At 65.6% G+C, this 23206-nt stretch carries 20 protein-coding genes; 7 read left to right on the forward strand and 13 right to left on the reverse strand.

Features of this window, described 5'->3' with window-relative positions; translation table 11 throughout:
- The 4 genes from GGR39_RS07485 to GGR39_RS07500 form a co-directional block, all read right to left on the reverse strand.
- Window positions 1-2430, reverse strand: coding sequence for a VirB4 family type IV secretion/conjugal transfer ATPase (locus GGR39_RS07485; protein WP_183616575.1), 2430 nt, complete (start codon window positions 2428-2430; stop codon window positions 1-3).
- A 16-nt stretch (window positions 2431-2446) separates the two neighbouring features.
- On the reverse strand, window positions 2447-2740 hold the full coding sequence (locus GGR39_RS07490; RefSeq protein WP_058736888.1) for a VirB3 family type IV secretion system protein: 294 nt from the start codon (window positions 2738-2740) through the stop codon (window positions 2447-2449).
- On the reverse strand, window positions 2740-3075 hold the full coding sequence (locus tag GGR39_RS07495; protein ID WP_058736975.1) for a TrbC/VirB2 family protein: 336 nt from the start codon (window positions 3073-3075) through the stop codon (window positions 2740-2742). The genes GGR39_RS07490 and GGR39_RS07495 overlap by 1 nt, the downstream gene beginning before the upstream one ends.
- Window positions 3076-3261: 186 nt before the next feature.
- Window positions 3262-3618, reverse strand: a complete 357-nt coding sequence (locus GGR39_RS07500) for a hypothetical protein (RefSeq protein ID WP_343055819.1) — start codon at window positions 3616-3618, stop codon at window positions 3262-3264.
- 290 nt (window positions 3619-3908) lie between these two features.
- On the opposite strand from GGR39_RS07500, the gene GGR39_RS07505 reads away from it, so the two are divergent.
- Window positions 3909-5510, forward strand: coding sequence for a hypothetical protein (locus GGR39_RS07505; RefSeq protein WP_183616576.1), 1602 nt, complete (start codon window positions 3909-3911; stop codon window positions 5508-5510).
- A 79-nt stretch (window positions 5511-5589) separates the two neighbouring features.
- Window positions 5590-8388 (forward strand): TonB-dependent receptor domain-containing protein, encoded by a 2799-nt coding sequence (locus GGR39_RS07510; RefSeq protein WP_183616577.1) that lies wholly within the window; start codon window positions 5590-5592, stop codon window positions 8386-8388.
- Here GGR39_RS07510 and GGR39_RS07515 read toward each other — a convergent pair.
- Window positions 8385-8699 carry a hypothetical protein gene (locus GGR39_RS07515; protein ID WP_183616578.1) on the reverse strand — a complete coding sequence of 105 codons (315 nt, stop codon included), beginning with the start codon at window positions 8697-8699 and terminating at the stop codon, window positions 8385-8387. The genes GGR39_RS07510 and GGR39_RS07515 overlap by 4 nt on opposite strands.
- 298 nt (window positions 8700-8997) lie before the next feature.
- On the reverse strand, window positions 8998-9672 hold the full coding sequence (locus GGR39_RS07520; RefSeq protein ID WP_183616579.1) for a response regulator transcription factor: 675 nt from the start codon (window positions 9670-9672) through the stop codon (window positions 8998-9000).
- A gap of 218 nt (window positions 9673-9890) precedes the next feature.
- Between GGR39_RS07520 and GGR39_RS07525 the strand changes: the two genes are divergently transcribed.
- Window positions 9891-10814: a UDP-2,3-diacylglucosamine diphosphatase gene (locus GGR39_RS07525; protein ID WP_425490594.1), complete on the forward strand. Its 924-nt coding sequence runs from the start codon at window positions 9891-9893 to the stop codon at window positions 10812-10814.
- Window positions 10811-11890: a glycosyltransferase family 4 protein gene (locus GGR39_RS07530; RefSeq protein WP_183616581.1), complete on the forward strand. Its 1080-nt coding sequence runs from the start codon at window positions 10811-10813 to the stop codon at window positions 11888-11890. The genes GGR39_RS07525 and GGR39_RS07530 overlap by 4 nt, the downstream gene beginning before the upstream one ends.
- 132 nt (window positions 11891-12022) lie before the next feature.
- On the opposite strand, the gene phoB is transcribed toward GGR39_RS07530, so the two are convergent.
- The 7 genes from phoB to GGR39_RS07565 all read right to left on the reverse strand — a co-directional run bounded on the left by phoB (window position 12023) and on the right by GGR39_RS07565 (window position 18570).
- On the reverse strand, window positions 12023-12709 hold the full coding sequence (gene phoB, locus GGR39_RS07535; protein WP_058736895.1) for a phosphate regulon transcriptional regulator PhoB: 687 nt from the start codon (window positions 12707-12709) through the stop codon (window positions 12023-12025).
- Window positions 12706-13389, reverse strand: a complete 684-nt coding sequence (gene phoU / locus GGR39_RS07540; protein WP_058736896.1) for a phosphate signaling complex protein PhoU — start codon at window positions 13387-13389, stop codon at window positions 12706-12708. Before phoU ends, phoB begins: the two co-directional genes overlap by 4 nt.
- Window positions 13390-13400: 11 nt before the next feature.
- Window positions 13401-14177, reverse strand: coding sequence for a phosphate ABC transporter ATP-binding protein PstB (pstB, locus tag GGR39_RS07545; protein ID WP_183616582.1), 777 nt, complete (start codon window positions 14175-14177; stop codon window positions 13401-13403).
- Between the two features lie 3 nt (window positions 14178-14180).
- Window positions 14181-15065, reverse strand: coding sequence for a phosphate ABC transporter permease PstA (gene pstA, locus GGR39_RS07550; RefSeq protein WP_183616583.1), 885 nt, complete (start codon window positions 15063-15065; stop codon window positions 14181-14183).
- Window positions 15058-16431: a phosphate ABC transporter permease subunit PstC gene (pstC, locus tag GGR39_RS07555; RefSeq protein WP_183616584.1), complete on the reverse strand. Its 1374-nt coding sequence runs from the start codon at window positions 16429-16431 to the stop codon at window positions 15058-15060. Before pstC ends, pstA begins: the two co-directional genes overlap by 8 nt.
- Entirely contained in the window at window positions 16428-17465 is a 1038-nt protein-coding gene (locus tag GGR39_RS07560) for a substrate-binding domain-containing protein (RefSeq protein WP_183616585.1), read from the reverse strand. The genes pstC and GGR39_RS07560 overlap by 4 nt, the downstream gene beginning before the upstream one ends.
- Before the next feature lie 118 nt (window positions 17466-17583).
- The gene (locus GGR39_RS07565; protein ID WP_058736901.1) at window positions 17584-18570 is read right to left on the reverse strand and encodes a sensor histidine kinase; all 987 of its coding nucleotides are present in this window, start codon (window positions 18568-18570) and stop codon (window positions 17584-17586) included.
- Between the two features lie 176 nt (window positions 18571-18746).
- Here GGR39_RS07565 and zwf point away from each other — a divergent pair, with 176 nt between their 5' ends.
- The 3 genes from zwf to glk all read left to right on the forward strand — a co-directional run bounded on the left by zwf (window position 18747) and on the right by glk (window position 23185).
- Complete coding sequence (gene zwf / locus GGR39_RS07570) at window positions 18747-20189, forward strand: glucose-6-phosphate dehydrogenase (RefSeq protein WP_183616586.1); 1443 nt, start codon at window positions 18747-18749, stop codon at window positions 20187-20189.
- 67 nt (window positions 20190-20256) lie between these two features.
- A complete protein-coding gene (gene edd, locus GGR39_RS07575) occupies window positions 20257-22083 on the forward strand; it encodes a phosphogluconate dehydratase (protein ID WP_183616587.1) in 1827 nt (608 codons plus the stop codon).
- 130 nt (window positions 22084-22213) lie between these two features.
- A complete protein-coding gene (glk, locus tag GGR39_RS07580; RefSeq protein ID WP_183616588.1) occupies window positions 22214-23185 on the forward strand; it encodes a glucokinase in 972 nt (323 codons plus the stop codon).
- Window positions 23186-23206: the final 21 nt, after the last annotated feature.

Raw genomic sequence — 23206 nt, forward strand, 5'->3', positions numbered from 1 at the left:
CTACTCGGCCGCCTCGGTCCAGAGCGCGGGCTCATCGCCGTCCGCCGGCCATTCCATGCCGGTCAGCAGCGGGTACCAGTTCTCCGGCGCGTCGCCATAGCGCTCACGCAAGGTATCCAGCTTGCGCACGGTGCTTTCACGGCCCGAAAGGACGGTCAGCACTTCCGGCATGCCCGAAAGGTCGAGGCGGACCACCACGGAGGCGTCCGACTGGCGGATCAGGAAGCAGCGCGAATGCGCGGGCAGTGTGCGGATCACGTCCAGCTCATGCTCTGACAGGCCAAAGCCGTCGCAATAGTCCTCCGCCCGGGCGCGGGCGTTGGGCATGAACAGCATCGTCGCGGTCTGCTCGACCAGCGCCGTGGCGATGCGGCTGTCCAGCGCGTCGCGCGCCGACTGGGTGGCGAAACCCACCAGCGCGTTGCGCTTGCGCAGCGTCTTCAACCAGTCGCGGATGCGGGCGGCGAATACCTCGTCGTCGAGCGCTTTCCAGCCCTCGTCGATCAGGATCATCGTCGGTTCCCCGTCAAGACGTTCCTCGATCCGGTGGAACAGGTACATCATCGTCGGCGTGCGCAGGCGTGGGCTTTCCAGCAGCGCGGTCATGTCGAAGCCCAGCTTCTTGGCAGACAGATCGAGGCGGTCGGTCGCGTTGTCGAACAGCCAGCCATGCTCACCGCCGACCAGCCAGGCATCCAGGCGCGAGGCCAGGTCACCGGGCTCGGGACGGCGCGAACCGGCCAGCAATTCGCGGAAGTGCGACAAGCGCCGCAGCGAGGGATCGTTGTGGTACGCCGCGTCGACGGCGGCGGCGATGGTGCTGAGCTCCTCCGGCCCGCGCGCCTCCAGCAGCACGCCCAGCCAATCACGCAGGAAGGCGCGGTTGGTGGCGGTGTCGGGCAGCGACAGCGGGTTGAAGCCGGTCGGATGGCCAGAGGCGATGCGGCTGTAAGTGCCGCCGATGCCGCGAATGAACACTTCCGCCCCGCGATCCTTGTCGAACAGGATGGTGCGCGGATCGTACTTCTGCGCCTGCGCCGCCAGAAAGTTCATCACCACCGTCTTGCCCGAGCCCGAGGGGCCGATCACGGTGAAATTGCCCAGGTCACCTTGGTGGAAGTTGAAGAAGAACGGCGTCTGGCTGGTGGTGGCAAGCAGCGTCACCGCTTCGCCCCAGTGGTTGCCGCTGGCCTGCCCCATGGCGAAACCGTGCAGCGAGCCAAAGCAAGCCATGTTGGCGCTGGAGATCAGCGCACGGCGCACCAGGAAGCCCTCGTTGCCCGGCATCTGCCCCCAGAACGCGGGTTCCAGGTTGACGTCCTCGCGCACGGCGACGGCTCCGGCATCGGCCAGGGCGGCGGCGCACAGCGCGGTCGCCTCGTCCAGCACATCGAGGTTGGGCGCACGCACCAGCACCGACAAGTGATGATCGCCAAAGCCCACCGCACCCGTGCCCAGTGCATCGCGGGCGCTCGACATCTCGCGCCGCTCGGCCATGGCTTCCTCGTCTGCGGACTTGAGGCGGCGGATGGCAAGGTCGATACGCTCGCGGGCGATCTGGCGGTCGGACGGGGCGTAGGTTTCCGTCAGCACCATCTCGCACGGCAGGCGCAGCAGCGGATCGGTAAGGCCGGGGGCGGTGGAGTCCGGATAATCTTTGAGACTGACCAGCGAGCCGAAGCTGACGCCGTTCGCCCCGCGCAGTTCCAGCGCATCCATGCCGAAGTTGACGCGGCGATAGGGCAGCATGTGGCCGATGTCCGCCTCATTGGCGGGACGACGCACGGGCCGCATCTCACCGTTGTAGAGCGCGCTGAGCAGTTCGAGGACTTCCGAGCAGCGACCGGCGGGGCTGTCATAATCGCCCAGCAGCCGGGCCCCGTACGCGCCCAGCGAAGCCGTCATCGCGCTGGCCGCGGCACGCAGCGCCCGCACATCGGCGACATCGGCCTCGACCGGACCAGCGCCGGAGCGCTTCATCATGCGCGAGAGCTTGTCGGCCCAGCCCGCCTTGCCGCGCGCGGGACGGCGCACCAGCGTCACGAATTGGTCGTTGACGAACAGCGCCCCAGAACTGGTCCGCTCACGCCAGCGCGCATCGATATGCGCGGTCAGCGGATCGGAGAACTGGCTCTCCAGCTCGATTTCCACCCGGCGGCGGATCACGTGATGATACAGCACGAAGCGCGCATCCAGCGATGAGCGCAGCAGCACTTCGCGCGTGGCGGCGTGGGCGTTCAGTTCATCGGTGTCGGCGGTTTCGAACGCAAAGCCGGGCACCATCAGCGACAGCATCACCGAACCATCGCGCAGCAGCACGACGTTTTCGTCCACCAGCGCCAGATAGGGCAGACGATCCCCCACCATGGCTTCCTTCTTGCCCCAACCCGAAAGCTGGGTCTTGATCTGCGGAAGTTTCGGCTTTGCCATCGGTAATTCCCCCGCCTTACGGCGCGTAGCTGTTGCAGCCCCAGCGCGCCCAGTTGGGCACGCGCGGGCACTTGCTGACTTTGGCGATCCACAAGTCGAACACCCGCGGCTCGCGCAGGCAGGCGATATAGCCGACGCCGTGCATGGCGAGGGCGGCGGGCAGCGCCCAGAAGCTCTTGGTGATCAGGAACACTTCCGTGGTCACCGCAGCGTTGATGATGAAGTAGCTGTAGGTTACGCCCGCGAACATCTGCGGCCGGGTCAGCGCGCGATGGACGGTGTAGCGGGCCAGAGAGCCTTGGGCCGCCATCAGCCGGCTCCCGGCCCCATCGCGGCGCCCTGGATGCCGGAAACGATCGCGCCCGCGCCGAACAGCACGAAGCAACCGATGATCACGGTCGCCCCGAAACGCCAGTTCATCCGGCCCGTCAGCATCATGAAGCCCACCGCAGCCACGGCCATCACGGCCACCGCGGTTGCCACATTACCAAGAAGCGTGCCCTGCATCCAGCCCAGCGCCGCAACGATCGGACCGCTGCCAGCAGGATCGCGCACAGCCACGGTTTGCGCCTGCGCCAGCGTTGGGACGAGCGCGGCAAGAACCGCCGCCAAACCCTTGCCGGATCGGGAAAATTTCTGCGTCATCATGTGCGAGTATCGAATCACCGCGCCCTCCATGGATGCGCAGATACCGCGTTTATAATGACAACTCTGTGACTGAAATACGTAGGGGTGGCGGCGCGCCGGGCTTAACCGCGTTCCCTCACTTCACGCAAACCACGATGGCTTCGCCCGGGGCACCTGCCCCGAACGAGATACAGCGCCAAGCGATCAGCGAGCGGCCTGGGCGCTGGTACGCTGCAGCTTTGCCAAGGCGGCGCGAGCGGCTTCGCGCGAATCCATCCAGCTGCCGTCAGACAGTTCCAGGTCATAACGGTCCGGGCTGGAAATCGCGGCGCGGAATGCGGCCAGCGCCTTATCGGTCGAACCCTGGCGCGCATAAGCCGTGCCCAGATTGATCAGCAGCGCCGGATCCGAAGTATTCGCCTCGCCCTCCAGCTTGCGCACCGCAGCGTCCGATTGCCCGGCCGACAATTCAGCATAAGCAACGTCCGACATGCCGGCTTCAATCGCGGCTGGCGCGCCTTGGGCCAGTGCGGCAGAGATGATGATGGCGGTCAGTGACATGGCAAGTCTCCCGTTCGTTTTCTTTGTGACGGAGCCAGCTTCTGCCTTTCCAGGGCTCTCATCAACAAAATGACGCAAGTGTCATAAAACTGCAATCGACCTGTGATCGCGGTTGCTTTCAAGGGAGTCGATTGGGACTTTGGGCGTTTATCACGCCGCTGTCATGTGATCGTCAGCAACTTACACAAAAGTGTCATCTCACCGCCAACAAAACGTCATTTGCCGCGCCTAACACGCCGTTCCAGCGGCGGCGGAATCGCCCCGTGTTCGTCCACCAAGGGGGATACACCGTGAAGAAAGTTTCAGGCCTGCTGCTGGTTGGCTGCAGCGCGCTCGCCCTCGCCGGCTGCGGCCCTAGCGACATCGCTTCGCCCGGCACCGGCGGCAACGTCGTCGTCAACAATCCTGCTCCGACGCCTTCTCCCTCGCCCACCCCGACGCCGACGCCGACCGGCGTCGTCGCTGCTTCGGGCTGCCCCGGCATCTCGGCCTCCACGCAGCTGAAGGACGCAGGCGTTCTTTCGGGTCCGACCGGCAGCTACCGCGTCTGCACGATCCCCGCCGTGATCGATCGTTCGATCACGCTGACCAAGCAGGCCGGTCTGGTCTACCAGCTTGATGGCCGCGTCGATGTCGGCTGTGATGGCGGCTTCGCCGCGCCTACCAGCGGTTCGCCCTTCGCCACCTCGACCGTCGGCTGCCCCTCGGCCAACCTGACGGCCGACACCAACGTCACGCTGACGATCGATCCCGGCGTGATCGTGATCGCGGCTCCCGGCGCCACCTGGCTGGGCGTAAACCGCGGCAACAAGATCAACGCCGTGGGCACCGCTTCGCAGCCGATCATCTTCACCAGCCGCGACAACCTGCTGGGCCAGACCACCGACACTTCGCAAGGTCTGTGGGGCGGCGTCGTCCTGATGGGCCGCGCTCCAGTGACCGATTGCACCACCGGCACCACCGCTTCGGGCAATTGCGAGCGCCAGACGGAGGGTTCGACCAACCCGGCACGCTTCGGCGGCACCGACAACGCCTATAGCGCCGGCCGCATGAGCTACGTCCAGATCCGCTACTCGGGCTTCATCCTGAGCAACAACATCGAGCTGCAATCGCTGACCGGCGAAGGCGTCGGCACCGGCACCACGCTGGACCACATCATGAGCTTCAACAGTTCCGACGATGGCACCGAGTGGTTCGGCGGCAGCCCGAACATGAAGTACTACGTCTCGATCGGCGCTGACGATGACAGCCTCGACGTCGACACCGGCGCGCAGATGAACGTACAGTACGCGCTGATGATCCAGCGCGATGGCCTGGGTGACGCCTTGTTCGAGATCGACTCGAACGGCAACGAGGGTGATACCCCGCGCACCAAGCTGAACGTGGCGAACTTCACCGCGATCCAGAAGCAGACCAGCAGCAACAACGAGAGCAACGATCAGGCCGCCAGCCTCTTCCGTGGCAACTCTGACACGACGCTGATCAACGGCATCATCGCCACGCCCAACAACGAGTGCATCCGCATGAACGGCTCGGGCTCCACGCCCGCAACGCTCAATGCCTACTCGGTGGTGATGACCTGCAACGCCACGAAGTTCATCGGCACCGGCGCGTACTCCGCCTCGCAGGTATCGGGCTTCTTCAACGTGACTGGCCGTAACAATGACGACGGCTTCACCAGCACGCTGAACGGCTACACCAACGGCACCAACGAGACCGGCAAGCAGGCCACCGATCCAAAGACGATCTCCGCGTTCTTCGACACGACGACGTGGATCGGCGCGGTGCGCAACGCTTCGGACACCTGGTACGCCGGTTGGACCTGCAACAGCACGTTCGCCAATTTCGGCACCGGCAACTCGGGCAATTGTACCTCCTTGCCCACGACCTGAGCCGGGACCGCCTGACTCAAAGCGGGGGCGGCCATCGTGGCTGCCCCCGTCCTTGCATTTGCATCTAGGGGAAAAGTCGATGTCACTGACGTCGCGACTGGTGGGGGCACTTATCGTTACCTCCGCGCTCGTATCGCCTTCGCTGGCCTGGGCCCAAAGCGACCCGAGTTCGGGGCCGCAGCAGCCGCCGAGCGGCCCGGATCTGGGCAAGCCCACCACGGACGCGCCGGTGGACGGCGTGGATCAGGGTGACGCTGGTGAGGGCAACACCGCCGCTGCCGACGCCGAACAGGCGGACGCTGAGCAGACTGGCCCCGAAATCTCGGTTCCGGGTGGTGACATCGTTGTGACCGGACGCCGCTCGCGCAATGTCGTGAAGGCATCCAACCAGGTCATCTCCGTCCTGTCCGCCGAAGAGATCGCGCGGACCGGCGAAGGCGACATCGCCGGCGCCCTGGGCCGCGTCACCGGTCTCTCGGTCGTGGGCAATGGCCTGGTCTATGTGCGCGGCCTGGGCGATCGCTATTCGCTCGCGCTGCTGAACGGGTCCCCCCTTCCCAGCCCCGAGCCGCTGCGCCGCGTGGTGCCGCTGGATATCTTCCCCACCGGCGTGATCGCCTCGTCGCTTGTTCAGAAGAGCTACTCGGTGAACTACCCGGGCGAGTTCGGCGGCGGTGTGATCAACCTCACCACCAAGGCCGTTCCCGAAGAGCCGTTCCTGACGATCTCGGGCGGCGGCAACGTCGATACCGAAACCACCGGGCAGACCGGCTACAGCTATTACGGCTCCAAGTCCGACTGGACCGGTTTCGACAATGGCAGCCGCGACCTGCCCAATTCGCTGAAGGACTACTTCAAGAGCGGCGCACTGGTGAACTCCGACCAGGCACTGGGCCGCACCATCGGCAGCGATCTGGTGCGTTTCAGCAAGGCGACCGCACAGCGCGTGCGTGACTTGCCACCGGGCTATTCCGTCTCGCTGACAGGCGGCACGTCGTTCGATATCGGCGATGGCCGCATCGGCGTGATCGCGGCTGCCGGTTTCAGCAACAAGTGGCAGAACCGCGAAGTCACGCAGCAGACCACCAACAGCTCGGACTTGTCGCTCAACACCGACTTCCGCCGCGTCAACACCGACAACCACATGATCGCCAACGGCCTGATCGGGTTGGGGGCGGAATTCGGCAACAACAAGATCCGCTGGACCAACCTCTACATCCGCGACACGGTGAAGCAGACGCGGCTTGGCCTGGGCAAACGCTTCGTCAACAGCGTCACCGCGGACTACAACCAGCAGGACACCGCCTGGTACGAACGCCAGCTGATCGACACTCAGTTCGTGGCCGAGCTGAAGCCGACTTCTGAACTTTCGATCGACCTGCGCGGTGGCTACGCCAATTCGCAGCGTGAAGCGCCTTACGAATTCGGCTTCGAATATGTGCGCACCAACGTGGCGTCCGACCCGTTCGGCAACTTCTTCGTCAACAACCTCAACGGCAACAGCGGCGAAGCGCAAGTCGCTTTCTCGGACCTGAACGAGAACCTGTGGTCCGGCGGGATCGACATCTCTTACAAGGTGACACCGGAACTGACCGCCACCGTGGGCGGCGTCTATAGCGATACCGCGCGTACCAGTTCGCGGCGTGAATTCACCTTCCGCGCTTCGAACAACTTCCCCGCCGCCGCCGCCGTGCTGCGGCCTGATCTGCTGCTCTCGCCCGGCCTGATCAACGGCGTGACGACCGACAGCGCGGGCCGTCCGCTGGCGACGCCGGTCGGTGGCATCAACCTGATCGAAACCGACACGGGCAGCCCGGCGTTCCGCGCCAAGCTGCGCAACTATGCCGGTTACGCCAAGGTGAACTGGCAGGTGACGGACGACCTTAGTCTGGATGCCGGCGTGCGCTTCGAAAAGGCGCGCCAGTCGGTGGAGGCGGTGCAGGTTTACGCAACGCCCACTGCGCTTCCGGATTCACCGGCGCTGCGCAAGCAGTACTGGCTGCCCGCCGCGACACTGACCTATCAGGTCCAGCCCGACGTGCAGGTTCGCCTCAGCGCCTCGAAGACGATCGCCCGCCCGCAATTCCGCGAGTTGATCTATCAACCCTTCTTCGATCCGGACAGCAACCGCCAGTACCTGGGCAACCCGCTGCTGACCGACAGCCAGCTGTATAACGGCGAGGCCCGCGTCGAGTGGTACTTCGCCACCGACCAGCGCCTGTCGGTTTCGGGCTTCTACAAGAAGATCAAGAACCCAATCGAAAGCTACGTCTTCGTCCTCGCCGACGATCTGGTGACCAGCTACGCCAACGCACCCGAGGCCCAGCTCTACGGCGCCGAACTGGAACTGCAGAAGTACTTCGACCTGGGAGCCGAAGACGGCTGGTTCGGCAACCGCCGCGGTGTGGTGATCGCGAACTACACCTATTCGCACTCCAAGCTGAAGGTGAACGCGGCGGATTCCGTCGCCATCTATCCGCAGGCGGCGGCCACTTCGGCGACCGACTTCTTCCGCAACGGCGCGCCGTTGACCGGGCAGTCGGACCACTTGGTCAATCTGCAGCTTGGGCTTGAGAACACCGAGCGCCTGTCACAGCAGACGATCCTGCTCAGCTTCGCCAGCAACCGCGTGGTCAGCCGTGGCCTCAACGGCACCGAGCCGCTGCCCGACGTGATCGAGAAGCCGGGCGTCCAGCTGGACGTGGTCCTGCGCGAAGGCGTCCAGGTCGCAGGCAAGGAAGTGGAGCTGAAGTTCGAAGCCCGCAACCTGCTGCGCACGCGCCACCAGGAGTATCAGGACAACGGCACCAACCGCATCCAGATCAACTCCTACGACGTGGGGCGTGTGTTCGCGCTTTCGGCGGGCATCACGTTCTAGAAATCAAGTTCACCCTGAAGGCCGATCCCCGCGCCTTCAAACAGCACCTGCAGACCCGATCGCCTCGCGCGATCGGGTCTCTTTTTTAGACCGGACACGATGGATTGCCCGCTGGCGAACGCGGGATAACGCCTGGGGATATCGGGCAGACGGCGGACGTTGTGGCCGGCGCTGGCCTGGCGCGACAGGCTTGGCTCGGCATTCCATCGTGCGACCGGCGAGTGGGGGAACGCGAAAGCAGGACCACACGCTCGGCTTTCAATGTGCAAGACGACCGACGGGAAAAGCTCGCAAAAGCCCGCCAGCCCCATTTCCGACGCTAGTGCCGGCGGGTCAAAGTCTCACATCGCGGTGCAGGCGCCCGTCTTGAGCACCGGCCGCATGATGCGGGGAGTGTAGAACGAGGCCTTCGTTCACCCGCACCCGCCGTGTCGGTCAATCTTCCGATCGATCCGACGGGTGAGGCGTATAACCTATATGGTTATTCATGTCAAGAAAAGTCGCACGGCCCCTGACCCGCTCGTATCGATCGAAGTCGAGACACGCAGGCGCCGCCGTTGGGTATCTCGATTCAGCTCTACAAAGGAAACTAGCCCGCCCTTGCGCGGCTCAGATCTCGTCGAAGACATACCCCAGCGAGCGCACGGTGCGCAGCGGATTGCCCGCGCCCGCCGCCTTCAGCGCGCGCCGCAATCGGCCGATCCACACGTCGACCGTGCGCTCGTCGATCGGCGGCTCCTGCTTGCCCAGCGCGCTGATCAGTTGCGCACGGGTGAAGACGCGGCCGGGATGTTCGATGAAGTAGCGCAACAGGCGAAATTCATTGGGCATCAGCGAGATCGCCTTGCCGTGCCAGCGCGCCTGGAACGCGGAGATGTCGATCGTCAGGTCCCCCAGCGAGACCTTGCGCCCGTTCGCTTCGACCGGCTCCACCACGTGGGTCGCCAGCACCCGATCGAGCAGCGCGGTGCGCGTCAGCGGGCCGACCATGTAATCGTCCGCGCTGGTGCGTAGCGCCCGCTTGCGATCGTCCTGGTCGTCTTCCTCCAGCACGATGGTGATGTGCGCGGTCGCCGTGGCAGGATCGCAGCGCAAACGGCGGACCAGTTCCAGCCCCGACATCTCGGGCAGCACCCAATCGACGAACGCCCATAGCGCGCCCTCGATCAGCGGTAGTTGCCCCACGCTGGACCACCGGTGGAGGACCAGCTCCAGATCGCCGTGACGAAAAGGCGCGAAGCCGCCGGCAAGGTCGCCCGTCAGCAGAATATCGATGCGCTGCATGGGTCCCCTCATTTGCCCGTGCCCGCTTCTGGCGCGCCATTGTGACGGGGGGGTGACATATCGGCGACGCTTGCGTGAAACCGGCGCGGCAATCGCTTCGTGACCGGCCCCGCCGCCGGCTTGCCATGGCAGGTGTCATCGAAATGACCGGGAAACGTCACAGCCGCGCCACCCCCGCGCGCTACGGCAAGGCAGCCGCAGCCAAGGAGAGCACCGAAGTGCAAACCCGCGACGACAGCCTTCTCGCCCGTTTCGCCCCCGCCATCACGCCGGGGCCACGTTCCGCTGGCTTGCAAGGCAAGATCCCTGACTGGCTCGATCTGCCCGATCCCAAGGGCTTCCGCCCCAAGCGCAAGTACCGCACGGTCTGGATCTCGGACGTCCACCTCGGCACGCGCGGCTGCAATGCCGAGATGCTGGTGGATTTCCTGCGATCGTTCGAATGCCAGACGCTCTACCTGGTGGGTGACATCGTGGACGGCTGGCGGCTGCGCAAAGGCTGGTACTGGCCCGACGCGCACAACGAAGTGGTCCGCCGCGTGCTGAAGATGGCGCATCGCGGCACCCGCGTGGTGCTGATCGCGGGCAACCATGACGAGATGCTGCGCGACTATGCGGGCATGAGCTTTGGCGGCGTCGAACTGGCGCTGGAAGCGGTTCACGAAACCGCCGATGGCCGCAGGCTGCTGATCACCCACGGCGATGCCTTCGATGGCGTGGTGCTCTACGCCCGCTGGCTCGCCTTCCTGGGGGACCAGGCTTACGGCCTGCTGCTGCGCGCCAACATCGTGTTCAACGCGGTGCGGCGGCGGATGAAGATGCCGTACTGGTCCCTCTCCGCCTATATGAAGAAAAAGGTGAAGAACGCGGTCGCCTTCGTCTCCAGCTATGAGGAGGCCGTGGCGAACGAGGCGATCTCTCGCGGGCTGGACGGGGTGGTCTGCGGCCACATTCACTGCGCCGAAATCCGCCAGTTCGGCGGCATCACTTATTACAACGACGGAGACTGGGTGGAAAGCTGCACCGCCCTGGTCGAGGATGCGCAAGGCGCGATGTCCATCGTCGACTGGGCGAGCGAAAAGGCCGCCGAAGCTTCCGCCCGCATCGACGTCGAAGCCCACGAGATCGAAAGCGCGGCATGAACCTCGCCATCGCGACCGACGCCTGGCTGCCGCAAGTCAACGGCGTCGTCCGCTCGCTGTCCACCACCATCGGCTTGCTGCGCGCGCGCAGCCACGCGGTGGAGGTGATCGCGCCGGACCGGTTCCTGACCATGCCGATGCCGGGCTATGCCTCGATCCGCCTCGCCATGGCCCCGCGCTTCGGCGTGCGGCGGATGCTGGACTCGATGCGGCCCGACCTGGTGCATATCGCCACCGAAGGGCCGATCGGCTGGGCGGCGCGCGGCTGGTGCCTATCGCGCGGGGTGCCGTTCACTTCCGCGTTCCACACCCGCTTTCCCGAGTATGCGGCGGTGCGCACCGGCATCAGCGCAGACCGATTCTGGCCGATCATGCGCCGCTTCCATGCCCCCAGCAGCGCGGTGCTCGTCTCCACCCGCAGCCTGGCGGATGAACTGGCGCAGCGCGGCATCGGCCCCACCATGCCGTGGAGCCGGGGCATCGATGACAGCCAGTTCCGCCCCGAAGGCCCTCGCCATCCGCAGATGAGCGCGCTGCGCCAGACGCGGTCGGGGCCGGTCCTGCTCAACGTCGGGCGCATGGCGGCGGAAAAGAACCTGGAGGCTTTCCTCGATCTGTCCATCCCCGGCGCGAACAAGGTCGTCGTCGGCGATGGACCGGCGCTGGCAGCCTTGCGGCGCAAGTATCCCGACGTGCTGTTCCTGGGCTCCCTGTCCGGCGAGGCGCTGGCGAGCGCTTACCGCGCGGCGGACTGCTTCGTCTTTCCCAGCCGCACCGACACGTTCGGCCTCGTCGTGATCGAGGCGCTGGCCTGCGGCGTGCCGGTGGCGGGCTTCCCGGTCAGCGGCCCGATCGACATCCTGGGCCCCGACGGACGCGGTGTGGAACAGGTCCTGCCCCAACCCGCAGGAGTCCTGCACGAAGACCTTGCCCACGCCATCGACGGTGCCCTGGCCCTGGAACGGGGCGCCGCGGCCAGCCTGGGCTCCCGCTACTCCTGGGACCGCGCGACCGACCAGTTCGAAGCCGCGATCTCCCTGGCGCTGCAAGGCAGCGGGCGGGGCCTGGCGGCTTAACGACCACCTCTCAATATCGTCGCCCCGGGCTTGACCCGGGGCCCCGCTTCTTCTTTCAAACGGGGAAAGTAAGCGGGCCCCGGATCAAGTCCGGGACGACGCGTCAGCCAAAAGCCGCGCCCCCCAAACCCCTCAGCTCATGTCCATCGCATAGCCCGCCGCGCGGACGGTGCGGATGGGGTCGACGTCGTTGTCGCGGTTGATGGCTTTGCGTAGGCGGCGAATGTGGACATCCACGGTGCGCTCGTCGATGTCGGAGTCCATGCCCCATACGCCGTCCAGGATCTGCTGGCGCGAGAGGACGCGGTTGGGGCGTTCCATGAAATAGCGCAGCATCTTGAACTCGGTGGGGCCCAAGTGCAGCGCCTCGCCATCGCGGCGGACGCGGTGGCTTGTGGGGTCCAGCTCGAGATCGCCGAACACCAGGCTGTCGCCCGCGAGCGAGGGGCGCGAGCGGCGCAGCAGCGCTTCGACGCGGGCCATCAGCTCACGCGGGGAGAACGGCTTGGTCACGTAATCGTCCGCGCCGGTCTTGAGGCCGCGAATGCGGTCTTCCTCTTCGCCGCGCGCGGTGAGCATGACGATGGGGATGCGCGCGGTTTCGCGGTCCTTGCGCAGCTGGCGGCAGACCTCGATGCCGGGCACCTGCTCGATCATCCAGTCCAGGATGATGGCGTCCGGCATCTGTTCGCGCACCATGACGAGGGCTTCCTCGCCATCGCCGGTGGAGCGCACGTCATAACCTTCGGCAGAGAGATTCCAGCTGAGCAGATCGCACAAGGCGCGATCATCTTCGACGACGAGTACGGACGGGTTCATGGCGTTTCTTCCCTGGCGTCCCGTTCCGAGCAGTATTCACCCGTCGCGGCGTAGTAGACCATTTCGGCGACATTGGTTGCGTGATCGCCGATGCGTTCGAGATTGCGAGCGACGAACAGCAGCTGTGCGGCGCTGGTGATCGTGGCCGGATTTTCCATCATGTGCGTCAGCAGCGAGCGGAACAGCGTGTTGTAGAACTGGTCCAGCTTCTCGTCCCGGCGGATCACTTCGACCGCCAGCATCGCATCGCGCGAACCATATGCGTTCAGCACATCACGCACCATGCCTTGCGCGATATCGGCCATGGCGGGCACCAGCGTCAGCGGCTCCACCTTGGAGCGGCCTTCCATGTCGTTCACGCGCTTGGCGATGTTCTTGGCGTAATCGCCGATGCGTTCCAGCACGCCCGAAATCTTCAGCGCCGCGATCACATCGCGCAGGTCGTTCGCCATCGGTGCGCGCAAGGCGATGGTGCGGATGGCGAGGCGATCCACCTCGGCCTCCAGCGCATCCAGCCGGGCATCGGCGGCGACGACGCGCTCGGCAAGGTCCTCGTCATGGCGCACCAGGGCGTCGATGGCGTCGTGGATCGCCACTTCGGCAAGTCCGCCCATCTCGGCCACGAGCCCGCGCAGCTGGCTGATCTCGCTGTCGAAGCTCTTGACGGTATGATCGACCATGGCAGTTCCTCTCAGCCGTACCGGCCGGTGATGTAGTCCTTCGTCCGTTCCTCGCGGGGATTGGTGAAGATCTGATGGGTGTCTCCATACTCGACCATTCGGCCGAGGTGGAAAAACGCGGTTTTCTGCGAGACGCGCGCGGCCTGCTGCATCGAGTGGGTGACGATGACGATGGCGTAGCGGCTTTTCAGATCCTCGATCAGCTCCTCGATCCGCGCGGTGGCGATCGGGTCCAGCGCGGAGCACGGCTCGTCCATCAGGATCACTTCGGGGCTGACCGCGATGGCGCGGGCGATGCACAGGCGCTGCTGCTGGCCACCCGAAAGCGCGGTGCCGGCATCGGTCAGCCGATCCTTCACCTCGTTCCACAAGCCGGCGCGGGTCAGCGCCTTTTCGACGATGCCGTCCATGTCGGCCTTCTTCTGCGCCAGGCCGTGGATGCGCGGGCCATAGGCCACGTTCTCATAGATCGACTTGGGGAACGGATTGGGCTTCTGGAACACCATGCCGACACGGGCGCGCAGGGCGACCGGGTCCATCTCGCGATCGTAGATATCCTCGCCGTCCAGCAGGATCTGGCCGGTGACACGCGCGCCCGCGATGGTGTCGTTCATGCGGTTCAGGCTGCGCAGGAACGTGGACTTGCCGCAGCCCGAGGGGCCGATGAACGCGGTGACGACGCCATTGCCGATATCGATCGAAACGTCGTCGATCGCCTTGTTGTCGCCGTAGAAGACGTCGACGTTGCGAGCCGTCAGCTTGGTTTGGGGGAGTTTGGTCTGGGTCATATCCTACCAGCGGACTTCGAACTTGTTGCGAAGGTAAATGGCCAGGCCATTCATGGCGAGCAGGAACACCAGCAGCACGATGATCGCGGCACTGGTGTTCTGCACGAAGCCGCGGTCGATCTCGTCGGACCACAGGAATATCTGCATCGGCAGCACGCTGGACGGATCGTTGATCCCGCCGGGCGGCGTGGCGACGAAGGCGCGCATGCCGATCATCAGCAGCGGCGCGGTCTCTCCCAGCGCGCGGGCCATGCCGATGATCGTGCCGGTCAGAATGCCAGGCAGCGCAAGCGGCAGGACGTGGTGGAACACCACCTGCACCGGCGATGCGCCCACTCCCATCGCGGCAGTACGGATGGAGGGCGGCACCGCCTTGATCGCGTTGCGGCCAGAGATCACGATCACCGGCATCGTCATCAGCGCCAGCGTCAACCCGCCCACCAGAGGCGAGGAGCGCGCCATGCCCGCCATGTTGATGAATACGGCCAGGCCCAGCAGGCCGAAGATGATGGAGGGCACGGCGGCCAGGTTGTTGATCGAAACCTCTACCCAGTCGACCCAGCGGTTTCGCGGGGCGAACTCCTCCAGATAGATCGCGGCCAGCACGCCCATCGGGAACGACAGCACCAGGGTGACCACCATCGTCAGGAACGATCCCTTGGCCGCGCCCCAGATGCCCGCCGCGCTGGCGTCGGTGGAGTCAGAGCCGCTGAGGAACGACCAGTCCAGGCCCGCCAGGCCGTTGCGCAGCATGATGAACAGCAGCAGCGCCAGGAACAGCAGCGAAAGGACGATCGCGCTCAGGCCCAGCAGGCGAAAGCGCCGCTCCGACGCGTTGCGCGCCGCGATCCGCCGGGTCATCGCGTCCGATTTCCAGGTATTACTCATAGGCCTCCCGGAAGCGCTTCACCACGCGTAGGGCGATGATGTTGAGGATCAGCGTCACGACGAACAGAACCAGCCCCAGCGCAAAGGCGGATAGCGTCTTGGGGCTGTTGAACTCCTGGTCGCCCGTCAGCAGCTGGACGATCTGGTAGGTCACCGTCGTCATTGAAGCGAAGGGATCGGCGGTGAGGCGCGCGGTGGCACCGGCGGCCATGACCACGATCATCGTCTCGCCGATCGCGCGGCTGACGGCGAGCATCACGCCTGCGACGATGCCGGGCAAGGCGGCGGGCAGCAGCACCTTCTTGATCGTCTCGGACCTAGTGGCGCCCATCGCCAGCGAGCCGTCGGCCATGGCGCGCGGCACGGCGGCGATCGCATCGTCCGCCATGGAGGAGACGAACGGGATGATCATCACGCCCATCACCAGGCCGGCGGCCAGCGCGCTTTCGGTCGAGGGGTTCTGATAGCCCAGCGCCGCGGCGAAATCGCGGATCGCGGGCGCCACGGTCAGCGCGGCGAAGTAGCCGTAAACCACGGTGGGGATGCCCGCCAGGATCTCCAGCACGGGCTTGAGCACCTTGCGCGCGCGCCGATCGGCGTATTGCGTCAGGTAGATCGCGCTCATCAAGCCCAGCGGGATCGCCACCAGCATGGCGATGAAAGCGCCGATATAGAGCGTGCCCCAGAACAGCGGCACCGCGCCGAAATTGGCGTTCAGATCATCGCCCACCGCATTTGCCGGGGCCCAGTGGGTGCCGGTCAGAAAGGCGATGGGCGATACGTCCTTGAAGAAGCGCGCCGCCTCGAACACCAGGCTGGCGACGATGCCCAGGGTGGTCAGGATCGCCAGCAGCGATGCGCCCAGCAGCGCCAGCATGACCAAGCGTTCGACCCGGGTGCGGGCTGGGTAGCCGCTGCGTACTCGCGTGAAGGCATAGCCCCCGCCCGCCAGCGCGGCCACCGCCACCAGGATCGCGCCGATCAGGCCATAGTGATCCTGCGCGGCCTTCATCGCCGGCGCGAGCGTGGGGGATTCGTCGTAGAATCCGATGAAGCCGGGATCTTCCGCGATATTGCGCGCTTCGGACAGGATCGCCGCGCGCTGCACGGGATCGGACGGGATCTGCGCGGCGACAGGCTCTGACAGCACGGTGTGATCCACAATCACCGGCGAAACCGCAGACCACAGGCCCCACACCAGCAGCGCGGGCAGCACGATCCACAAGGCGAGGTGCCACGCGTGATAGCCCGGCATCGAATGCATCGAACCACGCCCGGAGTAGAGCAGCTTGGCCCGCGCCCGTGTGCTGAACCAGCCGATCAGGCCCAGCGCCAGCACGGCGGGAAAGATGACCGAAGCGATCACTTGAGACCTGCCGGGTCGAGCGGGGTCAGGTCGGCCACGATCGCTGCGTTCCTGGCGCGAACGTCGGCCGGGGCGATCACCATGCCCTTTTTCTGCAGCACGCCATCGGGGCCCCACACCTTCGGCCATTCCGCCAGATAGGCGCGCAAGCCCTTGATCGGGCGCAAGTGCGACTGCTTGACGTAGATGTAGAGCGGCCGTGCGCCGGGGTACGAGAAGTCGGAAATGGTCTGGTACGTGGGTATCACGCCGGACATCGGGATGCCGCGCAGGCTATCCGGGTTCTCTTCCAGGAACGAGTATCCGAACACGCCGATCGCGCGTGGGTTCTGCGAAATCTTCTGGACGATCAGGTTGTCGTTCTCACCCGCATCCACATAGCCGCCATCCTCGCGCACCTGGGTGCAGATCGCCTTGTACTTCTTTTCGTCCTTGTCCTTCAGCGCCTTGATCGCCGGATCGGTCTTGCAGCCCGCTTCCAGGATCAGCTCCGCCAGCGCATCGCGCGTGCCCGAGGTGGAGGGCGGACCATAGACCATGATCGGCATGTCCGGCAGTGCGGGGTTCACCTGCCGCCAGGAGGCATAGCGATTTTTCTGGCCGAAGGGCCTGGCGGCGATCGCCTTATAGACGTCCACCGGCGTCAGCTTCATGCCCGGCCCGCGGGTGGATTCGGCAAAGGCGATGCCGTCGATCCCGACTTGTATCTCGATCAGCTGCTTCACGCCGTTCTTGCGGCACAGCTCGAATTCGGTCTTCTTGATCCGGCGAGAGGCGTTCTCGACATCGGGGTGGGCATAGCCCACGCCTTCGCAGAACTGCTTCATGCCCGCGCCCGTGCCGGTCGCCTCGATCACGGGGGATTTGAAGCCGGTGCGGGCGAACTGCTCCGCGACTGCCGTGGCGAATGGATAGACGGTGGAGGAGCCCACCGCGCGGATATAGTCACGCGATCCGTTGGTCGACCCCGAGCCACACGCGGCGAGAGCGACAACGCCCCCGGCGATCGCGGCGACTCTCAGGACAGACAACATCGATAACCCCCTGCGCGCCGCTCTGACGCGCTCCTAGGGACATGGCATTACACTTTTGTGACCATGACATGACTATGTTGTTCGCCAGGAGGCGAAAGCGGCCCCCCGACCCGCTCGCTCAATCCTTGCGCAAGGGGAGCATCATCGACGCTGTGGTGCCCGCCCCTTGCCGGCTGGCGATGTCGAAGCGTCCGCGGTGGCGTTCGACGATGTGCTTGACGATCGAAAGCCCCAGCCCCGTCCCACCGGCGGCGCGACTGCGGCTGGTATCGGCACGGTAGAAGCGTTCAGTCAGGCGCGGCAAGTGTTCGGGCGCGATGCCGTCGCCATCGTCATGCACGGTCACCAGCAGCCAGCCGGTCGGCGTGGCTTCCAGCGCGACCTGGACCGGCGCTTCCTTGCGGCCATACTTCAGCGCGTTGTCCATCAGGTTGCGCATCACTTGCGCCAGTTGCCCGCGATCGCCCAGCACCACCGCGACGTCGCAATTGGCGCTGACCGCCACGCTGTTCTCACTCCGGAATTCGCCCGCCACTTCGCGCGCCAGTGCGACCATCTCGATCTTTTCGCTTGGCACTTCGTGCTTCACCGCCTCGATCCGGGAAAGCGACATGAGGTCCGAGATCAAGGACTGCATCCGCAGCGCCTCGTGCCGGATGGTGTTGAGGAACCGCTCCCGCGTGGTTTCATCGCCACCCGCCTTGGGGTTCATCAGCGTCTCGACGTAACCCAGCACGGTGGCCAGCGGCGTGCGCAATTCATGGCTGGCGTTGGCCACGAAATCGGCATGAGCCCGCGCGGTGCTGACTTGCACGGAAAGGTCGTAGAGCGTCACCAGACGCTCACCCACGCCCAGCACCTTGCAGTCCACTTCCCAGACGCTGCTGCCCACGGACAGGCCGGAAACCTTGGCGTTGCCCCCGCCCTCGCCCAGAATCACGGCGACGGCGCGCGGATCACGGATGGCGATGCGCACGTCCTGGCCCAAGATGTGCGCGCCCAGCAGGGTCTTGGCCGCCGCATTGGCGAAAACCACCTGCCCCCGCGCGACGACGATCGCCGGGGTCTGAATATGTTCGAGAAGGTGGACGCCATCGACTGCCATCGGGCTGCACTCTTAGTGTGGCAAAACGTTTTCGCCTAGCCGCTGCTGCAACTGCTAAGAGAGTTAGCCGTTATCAGCAAGACAGATGGGCCTTGCAATCGCACGCCGCTTTGCTCCACTTGGTGCAATTGTCCAACGCAGGACATGCAGGGAGAAATCATGAGGCACACCTGCCGATGAGCCGCTTCGTAGCCGACCGCCTGCTCCTGTTCGGGGCCACCGGCGACTTGTCCAAGCGCATGCTGATCCCATCGCTCTGCGCGCTGGACGCGGAGGGTCTGCTCGATCCCGGCATAGAGATCATCGGCACCGCCCGTTCCGATATGAGCGATGCCGAGTTCCGCAATTTCGCCAGGGAATCGCTGGAGCAGTTCCTGCCCGCCGAACGGCGCGGCAGCATGGCGACGTTCCTGAACCGCCTGACCTATCAAGCGCTGGACGCCTCGCAGACCGAAGGGTTCGACGCCCTGGCGCAGAAGGTGGGCAAGACCGATCACGGCCTGGCAATCTTCCTTTCCACCGCCCCCAGCTTGTTCGAGCCGACGATCGAGGGCCTCAAGGCTTGCGGCCTGGCTCGAGACAACACGCGCATCGCCCTGGAAAAGCCGCTGGGCACCGATCTCGCCTCCAGCCGCGAGATCAACGACGCGGTGGCCGGAGCCTTCCCGGAAGACCGGATCTTCCGGATCGATCACTATCTGGGCAAGGAAACCGTACAGAACCTGCTCGCCCTGCGCTTTGCCAACGCCTTGTTCGAGCCGCTGTGGAACGCATCGCACGTCGATCACGTGCAGATCACCGTGGCCGAGACGGTGGGCCTGGAATCGCGCGTGGCCTACTATGACGATAGCGGCGCGCTGCGCGATATGGTGCAGAACCACATGCTCCAGTTGCTGGCGCTGGTCGCGATGGAGCCGCCCGTCCGCTATGGCGCTACCGAAGTGCGGGACGAAAAGGTGAAAGTCCTGCGATCGCTGCGCGCGGTCGGCCCCGAGGAAGTGGTGACCGGCCAGTACCGCTCGGGCGCGATCGCGGGCAAGGCCGTGCCCGGCTATGACGACGAACTGGGCAAGGATTCCGCCACCGAGACGTTCGTGGCGATCAAGGCCCACCTCGATTGCTGGCGGTGGAAGGGCGTGCCGTTCTACTTGCGCACCGGAAAGCGATTGCCCAACCGCACCACCGAGATCGTGGTGCAGTTCAAGCCGGTGCCCCACTCGATCTTCTCCGGGCGCGGCGCGAAGACGGTGCCCAACCGCTTGGTGATCGGCATCCAGCCGTCCGAAGACATCCAGCTCAGCCTGATGGCGAAAGTGCCCGGTCTCGATCGCGACGGTCTGCGCCTGCGGCCCGTGCCGCTGGACATCGCGATGCCCGAGGCGTTCTCCGGCCCGCAGCGCCGCATCGCCTACGAACGGCTGCTGCTCGATCTGATCGAGGGCGACCAGACCTTGTTCGTCCGGCGCGATGAAGTGGAAGCCCAGTGGGACTGGATCGACAAAGTGCGGGCACTTTGGGAGGAACAGGGACTGGAGCCCAAGACTTATACCGCAGGAAGCTGGGGGCCATCCGCCGCGATCGCCCTGGCTGAGCGCGACGGTGTGACATGGCACGAATGACCGGGCCGCTGATCCCCCGCCCGGTTACGGTGCGAGTGATCGTCTCGGCAAACAACGAGCAGGACCAATGACCGAACTTTCCCCCGTGGTCGCCCGCGTGACCGAGCGTATCGTGGCGCGATCCCGCGATAGCCGCGCCCGCTATCTCGATCTGATCCAGCGGGAGAGCGATGCGTTCTCCGATCGTGGGTTCCTTTCGTGCTCCAACCTGGCGCATGGCTTCGCCGCCGCCGGGGAGGACAAGGCCAGCATCGCCACCCAGCGCGGTCCGAACATCGGCATCGTCACCGCCTATAATGACATGCTCTCGGCCCATCAGCCCTATGGCCGCTACCCCGAGCAGATGAAGCTGTTCGCGCGCGAAGTGGGCGCGACGGCGCAAGTGGCGGGCGGCGTGGCGGCAATGTGCGACGGCGTGACTCAGGGGTTCGCTGGTATGGAACTGTCCCTGTTCAGCCGCGACGCCATCGCGCTTTCCACCGCGGTGGCACTCAGCCATGCGATGTTCGACGGCATGGCGATGCTGGGCATTTGCGACAAGATCGTCCCCGGCCTGGTGATCGGGGCTTTGCGGTTCGGCCACCTGCCCGCCGTGTTCGTGCCCGCCGGGCCGATGCCCAGCGGCATCAGCAACAAGGAAAAGCAGAAGACCCGCCAGCTCTATGCCGAGGGCAAGGTGGGCCGCGCCGAACTGCTGGAGAGCGAAAGCGGCAGCTATCACTCGCCGGGCACCTGCACGTTCTATGGCACCGCCAATTCCAACCAGATGATGATGGAAATGATGGGTCTTCACGTCCCCGGCTCCGCCTTCGTCAACCCCGGCACGCCGCTGCGCCAGGCGCTGACTCGCGCGGCGGTGCATCGCCTCGCCGCGATCGGCCGCAAGGGCGATGACTTTCGGCCCATGGCGCATGTCGTGGATGAAAAGGCGATCGTGAATGCGTGCGTCGGCCTGCTGGCGACGGGCGGATCGACCAACCACGCGATCCACTTGCCGGCGATGGCACGGGCGGCGGGCATCCTGATCGACTGGGAAGATCTGGACGAGCTTTCGGGCGCGGTGCCGCTGATCGCGCGCGTCTATCCCAACGGCTCTGGCGATGTGAACCATTTCCACGCGGCGGGCGGCATGGGCTATGTCATCCGCGAACTTTTGGGCGCAGGCCTGGCCCACGGCGATATCCTGACCGTAGCCGAGGGCGGCATGGCCGACTATGCGCGAGAGCCCCATCTGGAAGGCGACGCGCTGGTCTGGCGCGATGCCCCCGTGGTCGCGCGTGACGAGACCATGCTGCGCCCGGTGGCAACGCCGTTCCTGCCCGATGGCGGCATGCGGCTGGTGCAGGGCAACCTGGGCCGCGCTACGTTCAAGACCAGCGCCGTCGATGCGCAGCGTTGGACGATCGAGGCCCCGGCCCGCGTGTTCGACACGCAGGAAGCCGTCGCCAAGGCGTTCGCGGCGGGAGAGCTTGATCGCGATGTCGTGGTGGTCGTCCGCTTTCAGGGGCCGCGCGCCAATGGCATGCCAGAACTGCACAAGCTGACGCCGCCGCTGGGTGTGCTGCAGGATCGCGGACACAAGGTGGCGCTCGTCACCGATGGCCGCATGTCCGGGGCCAGCGGCAAGGTGCCCGCCGCCATCCACGTGACGCCCGAGGCGCTGGCCAAGAACGGTGAGTGGGGCCCGCTGGCCTACTTGCGCGATGGGGACATCGTGCGCCTCTCCGCCGACGACGGCACGCTTTCCACCACTGCCGACTTGTCGAGCCGCGAACCGGCACAGCCGCCGGTGCCGGAACTGGGCATGGGCCGCGAACTCTTCGCCATGTTCCGCGCCGGCGCCAGCGGGGCGGAGCAAGGCGCCTCTGCCATGCTGGAGATGGCGGGACTGTGAGAAGCACGACGAAACGACCAATTCCAAACCCGTTCGTGTCGAGCGAAGTCGAGACACGGCAGCGCCACATCCACGTGTCTCAACTTCGCTCGACACGAACGGCTTCTGGGTTTGCCAGAGAGATTCCTGCATGACCCAGCTCGTCACCGTGGACATCGGCGGCACCCATGCCCGCTTCGCCATCGCCACCATCGCCGATGACGGTGCGATCACGCTGGGCGAGCCGCAGACACTGCACACCAAGGATCACGCCAGCTTCCAGACTGCGTGGGAGGATTTCCGCGCGCGCCAGGGCGGCGTCTTGCCCGATAGCGTGGCGATCGCGATCGCCGGACCGGTCGGCGGGGAGGTGATCCGCTTCACCAACAACCCCTGGGTGATCCGCCCTGCCCTGATACCCGAGAAGCTGGGCGTCAGCCGCTATACCCTGGTGAACGATTTTGGCGCGGTGGGCCATGCCGTGGCTCGGGCCGACGCCGCGCATCTGCTGCACTTGTGCGGACCGGACGTGCCGCTGCCCGATCAAGGCGCGATCACCGTGATCGGCCCCGGCACCGGGCTGGGCGTCGCCATGCTCCTGCGCAATCCTGCGGGCTATCATGTGCAGTCGACCGAGGGCGGCCACATCGATTTTGCCCCGCACGATGTGATCGAGGACGCCATCCTGACGCGCCTGCGCCAGCGGCACAACCGCGTTTCGGTGGAGCGCGTGGTCTCCGGCCCCGCGATCGTCGATATCTATCAGGCGCTGGCCAACCTCGAGGGCCGCGCGGTGCTGGAACGCGGCGATGTCGAGTTGTGGACCGCAGGCACCGACGGCTCAGACAGCCTTGCCGCCGCGGCGGTTGACCGCTTCTGCATGGCGCTGGGCAGCGCGGCGGGTGACTTTGCCCTGGCGCATGGCGCCACCGGGGTCGTCGTCGCAGGCGGCCTGGGCTATCGCATCCGCGACGCTCTGAAAAATTCCGCCTTCGCCCGTCGCTTCGAGGCGAAAGGCCGTTTCGCGGGCTTGATGGCGGCGATGCCCGTCAAGCTCATCATCCATCCGCAGCCCGGCCTGTTCGGCGCTGCTGCCGCCTTCGCCGGGGAGCATTTGCCGTGACCGAACTTTCGCCGATCCCCA

Source organism: Novosphingobium fluoreni, from assembly GCF_014196615.1.
GTDB lineage: Bacteria > Pseudomonadota > Alphaproteobacteria > Sphingomonadales > Sphingomonadaceae > Novosphingobium > Novosphingobium fluoreni.